The following is a 15,244-nucleotide window of genomic DNA, read 5'->3' on the forward strand; positions in this document are numbered from 1 at the left end:
AAAAAGACCTTTTCAATTTGCCACCGTCAAAACACCCAGTTTGCTAGCGCCTCTAAAGTTGGAGGTTCGCGATTTCTTGCTGGTTACTTGGTGACCAAGCTTTTTCTAAGGCGGCTTCTTTATCTAGCCATTGAAAGTCGGTGTGCTCATTGGGGTCTAGCTCAACAACAACATCATTGGGTACGCAAATGCTGAATACATGCTCGGTATTAATAATGGAGCCCGGCTCATAACGGTGACGCCAACACGGCCTTATTTCGTAATGATTAGTCGTTTGATGGTCATGAATTGCAATTCCCAGTGCTTTAGCGTCTATGCCGGTTTCTTCTTTTAGCTCGCGGTAAGCCGTTTCTAAAGGAAGCTCATTTCGCTCTACGCCTCCAGTTACCGATTGCCAAAAGTTAGGATCGTCGGCACGACGGATCAGCAAAAATTCATTGTTGTGATTATAAATCACCACTAAAACGGAAAAAGGCTTTCTCAAATGCACGTGAGCATGTCTCCATACAAAAACAGCGTTATGTTATCACTGCTTATACGTGAGTAAAGTTAATTTAGGGTCAAAAAAAAGCAGGCCCACATAAAGTGGGCCTGCTGAATAACAACACCTAAACAGTGTGCTTTAAGGAAGATAAAACACCGCCAACCTCCTTGTTGGCATCAGCGATAATCAACTTTTAAAGGAGATTAAGCTTTTAATGCGAAGCCAAAGATACCGTAATGTATACCTTATGTAAACACTTAATTTAACATTTCTTTAAACTTGTGAATGAAAATGGAAACTAAGTAATAACAGAAATCCATATTTCCTCCACATTTGCCACTAACAATAAAATTTGCAATCACGGTTATGTGCATAACTGTTGCAAATCCAGTTGCTCATGGAAGAGCTTTACAACCTGTGTTGAACAAGATTGTACAAGTAACAAGCAATCCCTCCAGTATGCTAGCTACTCTTTTATCTACTGTGTAAGCCTCATTTGTTTTCATTTTCAAATTGTAATTCACTGTAAACGATGCGGTGCATCTGACATGTTACGTTAATCAGTTTTCATCCTAATTTTAACCTTTCTCTATCTCGTTAAACTTACCTTTCATGTAAACATATAGTGAATAACTTTTGCTTTTTTGACTCAAATCACTATTAAATACGTAAAGCTTCGTGTTAACTTAGGTCTGTTGTAACCCGCCTGTATAGTCACTTCGTCTTCACAGCAGTTGCAGTACCCCAGATAAGTTGGTTAAGGAAGTAACAAGAATGAAAGGAAGTTTATGCGTTTAAAAGGTGCTCTTGGTGTTTCATTAAAGTTACCATGTGATATGAATATATTTATGGTTTCATTAAACTCCAATGGTCAATTTATTTGCTGACTGAAAAACATCTCAGTTTTTCATTTACTGAATCTTACGTTTTGAAACCCATACATTTTTAGGTAATTGATGTCCAACATTACACTCGAATATTACGCTGAGCATGCCCAAGAGTTTGCAAGCGCTACTTTAAACGTTGATATGCAGCCACTTTATAGTGAGTTTTTACCAGCATTAGTCCAATTAAGTGATAAAAAGCACATTCATATCTTCGATGCTGGCTGTGGTAGTGGCCGTGACGCTTTGGCGTTCAAAAAGCTTGGATACACCGTGAGTGCAATGGATGCGTGTGAGAAATTGGTTGAAATTGCGTCTAAAAATTTAGGCCAAACCGTGCAGCATGCACATTTCGAAGACATCAATGCAATTGCACAATTTGATGGTATTTGGGCATGTGCAAGCCTATTACACGTGGCCAAAAACGACTTAGTAGATTGCTTTGAAAGGCTAGAGAAAGCCTTAAAACCACACGGTGTGATGTATGTGTCATTTAAATATGGTGTCGAAGAGCGAGAACACAATGGCCGGCGGTTTACCGACTTAAATGAAAAAGGTCTTTCCTCGATAGTTGAAAGCTTGCCTCATCTGAAGGTATTGAAAACATGGGTCACTGAAGATCAACGACCTAATCGAGAAAACGAGCTTTGGCTAAACGCATTACTTAGGAAGGACTAGTTTTGTGAGCCGTATAGATCAAGGAAGCGCTTTGCAGCTTAGCAATCAACAACAGCTTTATCGAGGTGGGGCCGACCCGCTGTTACCAGCGCTACTACATGCAATTAATCATGCGGATACAATTAATATCACAGTGTCGTTTATTCAACGCTCAGGACTTAATCTGCTGAAAAGTGCACTCAATGAAGCGCTTGAAGCAAATAACCAAGTCAGAATACTTACTTCGGATTACTTGCACATTACTTGCCCAAATGCCCTTAGAGATTTAATGCTGTTAAAAGAAGAAGGCGCAGATGTGCGCATTTTTGAAACTCAGGGCAAAGACAGTTTCCATATGAAGTCTTACATCTTTATCAAAGGCGCTTTGGATAAAGGCAGACCATTTGAGGGGAGTGCATTTGTTGGCTCAAACAACATGAGCAAATCTGCCCTAACAACTGGCTTAGAGTGGTGTTTTCGACATGATTTTTATGGTCTCAAATCAGACTCTGATGCGTTTCATCAATTTGACCTGGCTTTTTCAACGCTTTTTGAGCATTCGCAAGTTAAAGAGTTAAGCCATTGCTGGATTGACCAATATATAAAGCGTCGTAAAAAACCAACGTTTGTTGCGGTCGGGAGTGGATTTGTAGATGAGCAAGTTGAGCAACCAAAGCCTCGCGAGGACCAAGCTATAGCGCTCAAAAAGCTAAATGAAACTAGACAACAAGGGTATCAACGTGGCCTCGTTGTGCTCGCCACCGGTATGGGTAAAACTTGGCTAGCAGCATTTGACGTGAAGCAGCTTGCCGCTAAGCGAGTTCTGTTTGTGGCACATAGAGAAGAAATTTTACAACAAGCGCTAAACACCTTTACGGCCTTATTAGATGGCAAAGTAGGGTTCTATAAGGGCGATAAAAAAGAAGTAGAGGCAGATTTCTTATTTGCTTCAATTCAAACAATAGGCAAATTAACTCACTTACAACGATTTCGTGCAACTCACTTCGACTACATAGTTGTTGATGAGTTTCATCACGCCAGCAGTGGTATATATCAAAATTTACTCAACTACTTTAACCCCAAATTCTTATTAGGGTTAACAGCAACGCCAGAACGGACTGATCAAGCCGACATATTGAGCTTATGTGATAACAATTTGGTTTATGAGCGCAATTTAGTCCACGGCATTGATTCGAAAACATTGGTGCCTTTTAACTACTTTGGCATTTGGGATGAAGAAGTTGACTACAAAGCAATCCCTTGGCGCAATGGTAAGTTTGACGAAACTAAGCTTGAAAATAAATTGGTGACTGTGCGCAGAGCAAAGCATGCATACGAGCAGTGGCAACAACATGCTCAAACTCGAACGCTTGCGTTTTGCATGTCGATTAAGCACGCTGAATTTATGGCGCAATATTTTAATGAAAAAGGCGTTGTGTCTCTCGCTGTTTATGGTGGCTCCAAGATACGTCGTAATGATGCGTTAACACAATTACAGCAAGGACAGGTGAAGGTTTTGTTTTGTGTTGACCTGTTTAATGAGGGTACCGATTTACCCAGTATAGATACGGTTATGATGCTAAGACCTAGTCAATCTAAAGTGCTCTTTTTACAGCAGCTTGGGCGAGGGTTAAGAGTCTATGAAGGCAAGTCACATTTAGTTGTATTGGACTTTATTGGTAATCATCACAGCTTCTTAAACAAGCCGATGGCCTTACTGGGAGTGAGCAGCGCAAAAGGCGTGGTACGTAAGCTCAAAGCGCCCGTTCTCCCACAGGGCTGTAATGTTACCTACGATCTGCAAAGCGCCCAACTTTGGAATGAACTCGCTAAGAAGTTAAGAACGAGCGCTTTAGAAGACTATGAAGCACTCGCTAAATTAATGGGGCACGGCCCCACAGCGTGTGAGTTCTATCACTACTACGGTAGTTTAGATAAACCAAAGCAGCAACACGGTAGTTGGTTTGAGATGATAGCTGAGCTACAAAAGCGCAACAGCCCTAGCTTAGACAAACATCATCGCTCTATAAATTCAGCGTGGCTTTCCTCATATAAAGATTTTCTGCTTGAAGCGGTTGAATTAACACGCATGGCTAAGTGTTTTAAGATGATTTTACTCAAGGCTTTTATTGAGTTGGACGGCTTAAACAAATCGCTTACCTGCGGCCAGTTAGCACAAGCGTCATACACTTTACTCCAGCGCAATCCCAAACTTTGGCAAAGTGATATAGATCCTAAACGACGGTTTCAATCGGGCGATGATGCAAAGTGGTTTAGCTTTTGGCTTGATAACCCACTTGGTGCATACCTTCAGCTGAAAAGAAAAGGGCAAAAGACCAAGCCTTGGTTTAAGTCCTCTTCAGGACATGGCACGCCATCTATAAACTCTCTATTTGAAGCAAACTTCTCAGTAAAACAACGGGATATTGAGTTACTTAAAAGCTGCATACAAGAACTCGTGGATTACCGTTTGGCTAAATATAAGCCTAAAGTTATACAAGCTAACACGGACAAATCCAATCAGCCTTTGGCTCCTGCTTCTCAATCGAATATCGCGTTATTTGGTCAAGCACCACACGCCACTTGCAGTGAAAACAATACTGAAAATAATCACAACGATGTCGATGCGATCATGCTGCCGTACTTTCCAAATCTAAAAATAGCCTGTGGACACTTTAAAAATGCGGATATAAGTGACGTAGAGTACCGACCAGCCCCTGAAGGAAGTGGCAAAGTAGACCCCACTAAACACTTTTTGGCTCATGCCAGCGGCAATTCCATGAATGGTGGTAAGCACCCAATTCTAGATGGTGATCTGCTGCTTCTAGAGCGCATTACTTCAGGTAATGCAGGCTCGATTACTAACACAACGATTGCTATAGAACGGTTTGACGAAACAGGCGATGAGCAATTTTTATTACGTGATGTAAAAAAAGAGATTAATGAGCAAGGCGAAGCAACCTATTTGCTGGTAGCAAGAAATCCAGAGTACGCAGTAATGGAAGCCAGAGATGAGTTTGTGACGTTTGCGCGGTTGAAAGTGGTTTTAGACAAATTAGGAGATTAATCAAAGTGAACTATGTAGTGGCACAGTAAATTTTGTGAACATTATAAACTAATCTCAATCCACCACCATCAGTGCTCTATACGTATCATACGCAAATTGGTCGGTCATGCCGCTGACGAAGTCTTGCAGTAGTCGGCAGCGGTAGTAAAACTCAAAAATGGGGTTTTGCGTTTGTTCGTGAGTGAGTTTTTCAATAGCTTGCTGATATACGGCAATAAATTGGCCTGAAACACGGTTAAGTAGGCGTACTTCAACGGGGTATTTATTGCTCTTATCTATGACGCTGGCGAACTGTTCGGCGCTTAAATCAAGTAGGTGTTGGTATTCGCTTAAAATCCCTGAGGTGATTTTGTAGCCTTGTAGTTCTAGTTGCTCCACTTCTTTGTGATTAAATACGTACTTGAATGCCACGTTTTTAAGGGCTTGAGTAATGGCGAATTGGTAGCTTTTATCTTCAAGCAAAGCGTGGTTAAAGCTGCCTTCGTAAATGGCTTCTAGATTGTTTACAAATCGTTGTGTGGCGTGCTCTACCAGCGGGTGAACTAAGCTTACTCTAAGCCAAATAAAAAACTCATTATTAAAGTTGGCGAGGTTCTTTTTGGCTTGTTTCTTGGCATCAACGCACTTTTGCCCTACAAAGTCTTGATAGGCTTGCTCGCTATCTGGCAGCTTGGTTAGCTCTGCTTGATATTCGTGGTCAAATACTTCAATGATTTTATCGACACTGATAAAACCTTTCTCTACCGCGTCTTCTATATCGGCTAAGCAGTAGGATATATCATCAGCGGCTTCCATAATGTAAGAAGCAGGATGTCGATTGCCTAACTCGATTTGTAACTCATCGCACATGTGTTGTACGAACGATTGCTCACTAAAGTAGTAACCTACTTTTTTCTGCAGGTAGCTTTTGGGGTCTTCGTCATGTGGGCGGATATGGGTGCCACAACGGGTGTATTTTAAAATACTGGCAGTTTGGCTGTAAGTCAGGTTTAAACTCAGCAAGGTATTAACAATACGAATAGCTTGGGCGTTGCCTTCAAAGTGGCATAGGTCCCAAATAAGTTGGTGATCAAAGCTAGTATGCTGTTGCGCTAGTGCTTCAATTGCTTTTTCACCATAGGTACGGTGCTGTTTGAAGTAACGACGAAACCAATCGTTAATTGCAGACTCACCAAAATGACCAAAAGCAGGGTTGCCGATATCGTGCATCAAGCACGCCATTTCGACTAAGGTTTCAAGCTCCGATGCAAGATCGTCATAAAGCGTTGGTGCTTTGTTGGCTTGTTTGAGTGTTTTAATGATCTTTTGGGCGATAAAGCGGCCATTTTGTTGCACTTCCAAAGAATGAGTGAGCCTTGAGCGAACAGCGGCGTTTCTTTCCAGCGGAAACACTTGTGTTTTTTGTTGCAGCCTTCGAAGGGCTGCACTGTTAATAATGCGGCCTCTATCACTTTCAAAGCTCATTTTTGTATTCGCGTTAGCGCGTTGTCCGTAATGTCTTTTGCCGTTTATTTTAATTTTAAAATCCATTGGCTTGCTTATTTTATGGCCTTTGGGTCATTGTATGGGCAAACTATGCGCTTGTAAATTTTATGTGATGTTTTGAGTTTTTTTTGGCTGTGTAACGTCCTGTAATTTACCAAGAGTCAACAAGCGCTCTATATTAAGATGGTGAGTATACGTTACAAAGGAAATAATCATGTTACCGTCATCATTAAACGCTAAGCCACTTGTTGGTTTATGCGCTTTATCCATCGCAGCATTGTCGTTTACATCTGTGGCTAATGCTTATAGCAACGAAGAATGTAATGCTGAAGCAAGCTGGTTTGCATCTCCAGTGCCTAACCCAAAAGAAGGGCCAAATAGTCCATTTGCTTTTAAAAATGGTGAAGACACCTCAAGCAATTGTGATTTTCATCAGTGGTCGTGGAATAAATTTTTGTACCTAACGCAAGAAGCTAAAGCGCCTGGCAATTTGTTTATGTTCGGGCCTGGTTTTTGGCAAGTCGACAATGCATTAAAACCCTACTTTGAGCCGTGGAACGACCTACTAAACCCAACTGGATTAAAGCCAGCACAGACTTTGATTTTAGAGGACTTTAACCAAGCAGGCTTTGGCGACCCCATCATTTACAGCAAGTATGGTGGTTTGCCTGTGCATTTCTCAATTCACGTAAATGACACGTTTATGAAATCAGCCATTGAACACCCTGTTGCCTCAAAAAATGCTGAGTTTGCGGTGGGGTCGGTTGAAATGAAAGTCGCTTGGATTGATGTTAAAGAGTTACAAGAAGTGTATAAAGGCGTTGACCTATCAACACAATTTTACATCCGAGACGCAATCTACAAAACCGACAACAAATATAGCGAGCCGAGCCAAGTTGCTATGATAGGCATGCACGTCGTTGGGGTGGTTGAGAATCACCCAGAGTTTATTTGGGCGACTTTTGAACATAAACTCACTGCGCCAGATTACTATGAATCAGGTGATGAGTTTGTAAAAAGTACAGCTTATTTAGAGCAAGACAAAGTGGTGAGCAACAGCCATCAATATTTGCTTTATCGCGGCGGTACTGAAGTTCAAGATGCACATTTAAGTTACCCAGCAGATGAAAAAGTCACTAATTCGTTCCGTTTGTATCAGTATGGTGTACCAAACGGCTATCCGTATACAAATAGTCAAGACCCTTCTTTAGGAGCTCCAGTTAAGCAACAGAAACGCGATGTGACTAACTTTAATAACATTGCACGATTAAATGGTGAGGTAAATGCAAAGCTAGAAAAGTCAAACCCTGTATGGAGTAACTACTTTTATGCGGGATCTGTTTGGCTGAGCACGCAAGGTTACAATTTTGGTAACGGTATTAGTGGGGATATTGTTGGTAAGAATGCTAACGGCTCGCTTCGTGGTTCACTGGCTGTTGCCAACATGGCCATGGAAACTTATACCCAAACGTTTAGCAATACTACGGGTACAAACCCGCAAATTAAACCTGAGAATTGTTTTGCGTGTCATAATATTAGCGCTGGTGACTCTACCATGCAAGTCAGTCATATCTATAACAACTACTTGCAGTGGATTAAATCAAAGAAAAAGTAAGTTTTCTCCCTGAGCTTTGGTGGCACTGGTCTAAGTCAGTGTCACTTTGTTTCGCACTTTTCATTACATTACTCATCACTTTTTGTTATCCAGCATATGACACTAATATGAAATACTGGTTTTCCATTTTTTGTTAATAAAAGTTTAATTTTTTATCTATAGTGTATTTACTCCAAAAAATACAAAGGATTAAAAATGAAAACGTCGTGCTTAAAAACATCCCTTGCTACTTTAGCAATACTCTCTACATTTAACGCTTCTGCGTTACCTAAATGTGCTGATCCAACATGGATGGAAATCAATTATCCAAAGCCTCAACTGCCAGATTCTGGGTATCGTAATGGATTAAACCGTTTTATCACTTGGTTACCCAGTTTTCATATGATCCATGATGTAGTGGTGGCGACAGGGCAAACCGCACAGCTGACCGCTAAATTCGATTATGGTGCTATTGCGCACAAAGACTTAGAGCACGAAACGGTGCGTTTTTATATTCGTGGCGAGCAGGATACACAGTGGCAATTTTTATCGCAGCAAGTAACTAACAGTGATGGAAAGGCGTTTGTTACTCTGCCTGCTTTACCAGCAGGTCAGTATCGAGTGTATGCTGGGGTACCCGCGGATGGCTCTGGCACAGAAGGGTTTGTAACTGTTGTGGACCCAAACACACCAGCCGTTTTATTTGATATTGACGGTACGCTCACGGTATCCGATGCCGAAGCTATTGGAGACTACACAGGTATTGACCGTGCCGATGCGCGAGATGGCGCTTATAGCTTGGTTCGCCGATATATGGATTTGGGTTATCAGCCTATTTATTTAACGGCACGGGTGTATTGGTATGCGAAGGGCACACGCAGTTGGCTAGATTGGATGGGATTACCAGAAGGGGTGTTAAGAACCTCACTCAGTAATGAAACCAGTATACACAGAACAGCACAATACAAAATTGAGGAAATAAATAGCTTTAAAGCGCAAGGTCTTAACATTGTGAGAGCTTATGGCAATGCTAAAACCGATGCAGAAGCCTTTATAAAAGCTGGGCTAGGTGCCCAGAACAGCTTCACCATTGGCAGTGATGCAGGGCACTACGGTACCACCGCCATTTTAAGTGATGGTTATTTTGATCACATTAGCCAATATGTTGATAATTTTGACTCGGCCCAGTGTGAGTGATCAGGCTGTTTGCGAGAACAAAGTCAGCCGTTTGGGCTGACTTTAATGCACTAAGCAAGGTTTACTTCATGTTCATTTGTTGGCTGTGGTTTATGTTTTATCGCCTTGCTATAAATTCGCTGCTTGAGTGTTAAGTGAAGCAGTATCAGTACCACAACGCACTGAAGTAAAGACGAAGCAACAGAAATACTCCACATGGTAGTTACCGTAAGCGCTTGCTGGCTCATAAAAAAGGCTAATAGTAAGCAAAAGCTGCCAACTCTTAACGCTGTGCCAAGCAATGCGGGCAATGTATTACCAAACGCTTGAAACATCGCCGCGGCTGAAAACACGATACCAGCAGGCACAAAATTAAAGCCAATATAGCTTAAAAATGTGGTCGCAGAGTTTAGTACCTCAGCATCATTGGTAAAAGCAATAAAGAATAGCTCTGGCAATAAAATACAAGGAAGCGAAATTAAAAACATCAGCACGACGGTAATGTACATGGTTATCTTGTAAGTTTGGTGTACGCGCTTTATTTTACCTGCAGCGTAATTTTGTCCAGCTATTGCAGGTGCTGCAAATGCAATGGCCATCACAGGTAAAAAGGCGGCTTGCATAATTCGGCTACCGAGCCCGAATCCTGCTTGCTCGGCAGAGTTAAACTGGCTTAAGGCCCAGAAAATCACAGCCATGTATAAAAACGTGAGCATAAACTCACTGCCAGCCGGTACGCCAATTTTAAGGATTTGTTTTAATACATCCCAATTTCCTTTGAAATATGACGCGGTTATTTTCAAAGTATGTTCGCTCTTACGTAGATAATTCAGCGTTAATAACAACGCAAATACGGCTGATATAGAACTGGCTAACGCAGCACCAGCCACACCCATTTTCGGCAGTATGCTGACTCCAGTGATCAACAAAGGGGAAAGTAAGGTATTGAGTAAAATAGCAAATACCTGAATGGTCATAAACGGTTTTACCAGCCCAGCGCCGCGCATAGAGGCCGCTATTGTGGTGAGCACAAATTGCAATGCTAATGATGGTAAAAACCAGTAAAAATAACTCAAACCTGCTTGGTAGGTTGCCTCGTCGGCAGAGACAGCTGCAAAGTAATGATGACCAAGCAAGTAGCCAAATATAAAGCAGGCAATGGTGGAGATTAAGCCATAAAATACCGAGTGCGTGTAAATCTTGTTCGCTTGCGCAGTGTCTTTGCGACCAATGGCATGCGAAACGAGTGTTGCGCAGCCAACATTAAATACTTGGGTTAAGGCCATCACAAAGAAAAATAAATTACCAGCCGCGCTTACACCTGCCAGCGCTGTTTCTCCCAGAGCACCAACAAAATAGAGGTCGACAAGAAAGTAAAGTGTTTGTATTAACAAGCCAACGGCAATGGGGACTGCCATGGTAATAATTAATTTGTGAATAGGTCCTTTTGTGAGGTCTTGCATTTGATCCCTTATATCGTTACTTCGAGTTAGCAGTGTACCCTTAATTATCCATTTTGGGCATGATTGATATTGCTATTTTTTAACAGCCTCACGGTATTGACCAGCAAATCGAGCTGTGTGATTACGCTGGCGGATGGAAGCAGACCTATATTGAGACGGATACATGAATGATATAACGCCGTTGAGGTAAACAGTTTGCCGTTCAGTAGATAAACCCCTTGCTTATCAAGAGATTCGCATAGTTCTTGGGTGTTGGGAAGGGCCAAGTCTAGCCACAATACCAAGCCGCCTTGGGGTTGAAAAATAACGCAGTCTTTAGGCAAATGTTGCTCTAAATAACGGAGATAAAAATTGACGTTATCTTTCAATAGACGGTTAGTTTTAGTGAGCTGGTGTTGGTAATAACCACGTTGAATATATAAAGCGAGTGCTAATTGAATAGGCTGGTTCACACCTAAGGTGCGGACTTTACGCTGTTTTAGATATTTCTCGTAAAATCGCCCAGGGGCACACCAACCTAGACGAAGGCCCGCTGCAAGTGTTTTGGAAACACTCGCACACCAGAGCACCCAGCCGTCTTTATCAAAATGCTTAATGGGCAGGGGGATGGTGCTTTTATGACTAAGCTCTCGAAAAACATCATCCTCAATAATCGGTGTTTGATACTGCTTTGCCAGTGCCGCTATAGTGCGTTTTTGCGCCAAACTGAGGCTGTGACCTGTCGGGTTTTGATGGTTTGCAGTTAAGATGCATGCGGCTATGGGGTGCTCATGTAGCGCACTTTCAAGTTGAACGAGATCTAAGCCTGCCTGCGTACTGGGAACTTCAATGATTTTACGATTGAGCGTGCGCAGCATGTCCAAAAGCCCCAAATAACAAGGCGAGCTGACTAAAATAATATCACCGGGTTTACTCACTACTTCCAAAGCTAAGCACACAGCATCTAAACAACCATTACTGATCACGAGTTCTTCGTCACTCACTGTAAATCCTTGTTTTAAAAAGTGAGTAGACAGTGCTGAACGTAACCTCGGTTCTCCTTGTATGTCGGCATAACCAAAGATCAAAGATGAGTCTTTAACGGCTTGTTGCCAACATTTTTGAATTCGCACTCGGTCAATAAGTTGGTTGTCTAGCTCTGCTGTTGCCAGTGATTGTCTGGGGATTACAGAGTGATTTTGCGTGTTATTTATATGCGCTGGCAGGGCTTTAAAATATGGGAAGGTATGCGAGTGCGCTTTGAGCGTAGGTTGAGTAATAAAATATCCGCGTTTGGGTTCTGCAATTGCATAGCCTTGTTGTTCTAAATATCGATAACAGTTTAAGGCTGTGGTCATACTAACTTGTTGCAGCTGGGTAAACTTTCTAAGAGAAGGGAGCGGATCGCCAACTTGGTAAGTGTCATTGTGGATAGACTCAATGATTGAATTGGCCAGTTGTTTGTAGGTGGATAGTTTACTCATCTGTTATCTATAAAAATCAAATTTTTGTATCTGTTACCTTTTTTGCATAAGCATACACTAGTTGCCACAGTTGTTGATAAAAACATTTGCGAGGGTGTATGAAATTTGAAACTGATAATCATCATGAGTTTATTGAACCGCTGCGTCACTACGTTGAGAGGTTTAGACATAGCCTAAACGAGAGACCTGTGACATGTGCGCAGGCAAATCTCCCAAACTTTACGTTACCCAGTTCAGGTCATGCGCTCGATACCATACATTCATTTATTGATGAGCATTTGCTACCGGGGATCTCCGCGAGTAATGGGCCGAGGTATTGGGGCTTTGTGACTGGTGGGGCTAATCCTATTGCGACATACGCAGATTGGTTGGTCACGGTATTTAATCAAAATGTGAGCAAGGGTGGGGATTCAATTGCATCGAGTATAGAGCGTCAGGCAATTGGCTGGCTAAATGCGTTATTTTACTTGCCTGAGCAGTTTAGTGGTTTATTTACAACAGGGGCGACATCGGCAAATTTGTTGGGCGCTTTAGTTGCGAGGCAGTTTGCAGGTTTGCAGCAGGGGGTTGATATTGCCAAGCAAGGTATGCAAGGACTAGATGTGCAAGTTTTTAGTGCCTGTCCTCATGCTAGTATGATCAAAAGCTTAGGGCTTGCTGGTATTGGGCAAAACAACTGGCAACAAATTGAACGTATAGAACAGAGCGAAGCGATGGACGTAGAGGCGTTGGCAAGCGCGCTGTCAGCAAGTAGCGCAAAAAGCAAAATTGTGATTGCCAGTGCAGCAACGGTGACGGGTACAGATTATGATGATTTACTTGCTATTGCCTTACTTTGCGAGCAGCACCAAGCTTGGCTTCATGTGGATGCTGCGTTTGGTATTTTTGAAAGGTTGCTGAATGGTCGCGACGGCAAAACCAAAGGTTTGGAACATGCAGATAGTATTACGCTAGATTGTCACAAGTGGCTCAATGTACCTTATGATTGCGGCGTATTTTTAACGCGCCATCAGCCACTACTCAAGCAAACTTGTCATGTTGCTGCACCTTATTTAGAACAAAGTGGTGAGGATGACGACTTTATGTCGCTGGGAATTGAAAACTCAAGGCGATTTCGGGCCCTACCCGTTTGGTTTACATTGATGTTTTATGGCAAAGAAGGGGTTTCGCAGGCCATCCGAAGTAATGTCTCTCATGCACAGATGTTGGCGCGTTGGATTGATTCAAGCCCATTTTATGAACTTGTGAAGCCTTGTGATTTAAATGTTGTGCTGTTCAAACCAAACACGTCTCATCCCATTTGCAACGTCCGTGATTGCCGGCAGGTCATCAACCAAAGTTTGCAAGTATTTGTGACACCGGGGTTTTGGCACGGAGAAGAAATTATACGGGCCGCTTTTAGCAATTGGTCGACGACCCGTAACGATGTGGAGCGTGCGATCAGTGTTTTGGCACAGCTTTGCACCGAGTAAGGCGGATCACGCATCGCTTTGTGCCTATTTTATGCTAAGTTAGTTTAACGGCTATCAAGGAATGGGTGAATGACTTGTCAAAGAGAAATGCACAGCGGTGGTTTGTCATAATCGCACTGATTTTACTGGCTTTGCTTAGTTGGCAATTGACAAATGGTGGGCCAGACAATGGACTTATTTTTGAACCACAGGCGATTGAACATATTGAACCCGTTGCACTTGTTGCGAGTCAAGAATCAGGTTCAAATAATACGCGGCAGCTACCACAGTCACTTGCGAAGCAGTGTGATATGGACGCATTTTTCAATCAACAACAAGTGCTTGCTGAGCAAAGGTTGAACCGACTAAGGGGAGACTTTGTGCGTAGTGAGCGAGTACTCAATGGTTGGCTTAATGTAAAAATGTATCACGTGGGAATTCGTGAGAAGACCTTAAATCACTTTTTTGAACAGCTTCACTCAGTCAGTGCCATCTACGCGCTACTGATTGAGTCCAATACGATTAAGCAAACCTATTTTAACTTAGTGGTATTGCCAAACAGGGCATCATACGAAAACTATTCATCGCGATATGGATTTGACCCACGAAATAGCAGAGGTGTGTATTTCCATGGTAGTAATTCCGCGTTTGTAGAGCATCAAAATGATGAACAGCTTGTGACGACTGCCGTGCATGAAGCAGTGCACGCGATGAATTTAAGATTGCTTGGTGTTACACCTCGCTGGTTAAACGAAGGATTGGCACAGGTTCTGTCTCGAGCTAAATATTTAAGCGATGAAATTCCGTTGGTTGAACTGGATAAAATTAAGCATGTCGCACAGGCATACGATATTTATGCTTTACTCGATTCTGAATCACAGTGGGGGAGTGTTGATACGGGGGATTTGTACTTTAGTGGTAAGACATGGGTTCATTTTTTATTGAGTAACCTCTCGGGTACTCATGCATTACGGCAGGTATTAAAACACGAGCAAAGTGCGCCTTGTACACTGCTTAGTAGCGACGAAGTGTATGAATTAATACAAAATGCGTACTCCGCATTTGAACAAGACTTTTATGACTGGTATTAAAAGTCACATATGGCATAAGAATTTCTTAATTAAAATTGGCCTGTGCGAGTTTATGCTTTTGCAAAGGCCAATTAACTGGGGATACATGTTAAAGTTTGGCGAGCAGTCGTTTTGCGACTGAGCGAGTCAAACAGGCTGCCATTGGCTCTTTGTTAAATTTCTTACTAGTCACAAATTGACGTTGTCCTTCGTGATGCTTGCCGTCTTTAGTGACTATGACCCGACATTCTACGGAGCGCCCGTTATCACTATATTTAAGTTCAACACGATCCGCTTTTAAGATCACATGTTTGTATGGGTAGCCTTCAGTGGTATTGATGCGTTCCTCGTTTAATGATTTAGCGAAGACATGCGTTGAAGCTGCGAGTAATAAAAGTAAGGTAATTAGCGTTTTCATGGTTCTATCTCATTTGTCTGTTGGTGTGTGAT

The 15,244-nt window shown here is 42.3% G+C and carries 11 protein-coding genes; 6 read left to right on the forward strand and 5 right to left on the reverse strand.

From position 1 onward, the window contains the following. Window positions 1-52: 52 nt before the first annotated feature. The gene (gene nudB, locus ACW689_RS13985; RefSeq protein ID WP_476292386.1) at window positions 53-490 is read right to left on the reverse strand and encodes a dihydroneopterin triphosphate diphosphatase; all 438 of its coding nucleotides are present in this window, start codon (window positions 488-490) and stop codon (window positions 53-55) included. A 950-nt stretch (window positions 491-1,440) separates the two neighbouring features. Here nudB and ACW689_RS13990 point away from each other — a divergent pair. Together ACW689_RS13990 and ACW689_RS13995 are read left to right on the forward strand one after the other, a co-directional pair. Beyond that, the gene (locus ACW689_RS13990; protein ID WP_476292387.1) at window positions 1,441-2,046 is read left to right on the forward strand and encodes a class I SAM-dependent methyltransferase; all 606 of its coding nucleotides are present in this window, start codon (window positions 1,441-1,443) and stop codon (window positions 2,044-2,046) included. 4 nt (window positions 2,047-2,050) lie between these two features. Further along, the gene (locus ACW689_RS13995) at window positions 2,051-5,092 is read left to right on the forward strand and encodes a DEAD/DEAH box helicase family protein (protein WP_476292389.1); all 3,042 of its coding nucleotides are present in this window, start codon (window positions 2,051-2,053) and stop codon (window positions 5,090-5,092) included. Between the two features lie 54 nt (window positions 5,093-5,146). Here the strand turns inward: ACW689_RS13995 and dgt are convergent, their stop codons facing one another. Further along, window positions 5,147-6,622 carry a dGTPase gene (dgt, locus tag ACW689_RS14000; protein WP_476292391.1) on the reverse strand — a complete coding sequence of 492 codons (1,476 nt, stop codon included), beginning with the start codon at window positions 6,620-6,622 and terminating at the stop codon, window positions 5,147-5,149. 169 nt (window positions 6,623-6,791) lie between these two features. On the opposite strand from dgt, the gene ACW689_RS14005 reads away from it, so the two are divergent. Then, window positions 6,792-8,192, forward strand: coding sequence for a hypothetical protein (locus ACW689_RS14005; protein WP_476292393.1), 1,401 nt, complete (start codon window positions 6,792-6,794; stop codon window positions 8,190-8,192). Window positions 8,193-8,387: 195 nt separating this feature from the next. Beyond that, complete coding sequence (locus tag ACW689_RS14010) at window positions 8,388-9,368, forward strand: LNS2 domain-containing protein (protein WP_476292395.1); 981 nt, start codon at window positions 8,388-8,390, stop codon at window positions 9,366-9,368. 50 nt (window positions 9,369-9,418) lie between these two features. On the opposite strand, the gene ACW689_RS14015 is transcribed toward ACW689_RS14010, so the two are convergent. Further along, window positions 9,419-10,810 (reverse strand): MATE family efflux transporter, encoded by a 1,392-nt coding sequence (locus ACW689_RS14015; protein WP_476292397.1) that lies wholly within the window; start codon window positions 10,808-10,810, stop codon window positions 9,419-9,421. A 44-nt stretch (window positions 10,811-10,854) separates the two neighbouring features. Then, window positions 10,855-12,273, reverse strand: a complete 1,419-nt coding sequence (locus ACW689_RS14020) for an aminotransferase-like domain-containing protein (protein WP_476292399.1) — start codon at window positions 12,271-12,273, stop codon at window positions 10,855-10,857. Between the two features lie 98 nt (window positions 12,274-12,371). Between ACW689_RS14020 and ACW689_RS14025 the strand changes: the two genes are divergently transcribed. Then, window positions 12,372-13,745 carry a pyridoxal phosphate-dependent decarboxylase family protein gene (locus tag ACW689_RS14025; RefSeq protein WP_476292401.1) on the forward strand — a complete coding sequence of 458 codons (1,374 nt, stop codon included), beginning with the start codon at window positions 12,372-12,374 and terminating at the stop codon, window positions 13,743-13,745. A 74-nt stretch (window positions 13,746-13,819) separates the two neighbouring features. After that, on the forward strand, window positions 13,820-14,815 hold the full coding sequence (locus ACW689_RS14030; RefSeq protein WP_476292403.1) for a hypothetical protein: 996 nt from the start codon (window positions 13,820-13,822) through the stop codon (window positions 14,813-14,815). 88 nt (window positions 14,816-14,903) lie between these two features. Here the strand turns inward: ACW689_RS14030 and ACW689_RS14035 are convergent, their stop codons facing one another. Continuing rightward, complete coding sequence (locus tag ACW689_RS14035) at window positions 14,904-15,212, reverse strand: hypothetical protein (protein ID WP_476292405.1); 309 nt, start codon at window positions 15,210-15,212, stop codon at window positions 14,904-14,906. Window positions 15,213-15,244 lie beyond the last annotated feature (32 nt).

The organism is Pseudoalteromonas sp. ABE4_541 (assembly GCF_056312285.1).

Coding starts and splice junctions, on each gene's coding strand:
- ACW689_RS14020 (WP_476292399.1), bottom strand. CDS start 12,273: ATGAGTAAACTATCCACCTACAAACAACTGGCCAATTCAATCATTGAG.
- ACW689_RS13990 (WP_476292387.1), top strand. CDS start 1,441: ATGTCCAACATTACACTCGAATATTACGCTGAGCATGCCCAAGAGTTT.
- ACW689_RS14010 (WP_476292395.1), top strand. CDS start 8,388: ATGAAAACGTCGTGCTTAAAAACATCCCTTGCTACTTTAGCAATACTC.
- ACW689_RS14025 (WP_476292401.1), top strand. CDS start 12,372: ATGAAATTTGAAACTGATAATCATCATGAGTTTATTGAACCGCTGCGT.
- dgt (WP_476292391.1), bottom strand. CDS start 6,622: ATGGATTTTAAAATTAAAATAAACGGCAAAAGACATTACGGACAACGC.
- ACW689_RS14005 (WP_476292393.1), top strand. CDS start 6,792: ATGTTACCGTCATCATTAAACGCTAAGCCACTTGTTGGTTTATGCGCT.
- ACW689_RS14035 (WP_476292405.1), bottom strand. CDS start 15,212: ATGAAAACGCTAATTACCTTACTTTTATTACTCGCAGCTTCAACGCAT.
- ACW689_RS14015 (WP_476292397.1), bottom strand. CDS start 10,810: ATGCAAGACCTCACAAAAGGACCTATTCACAAATTAATTATTACCATG.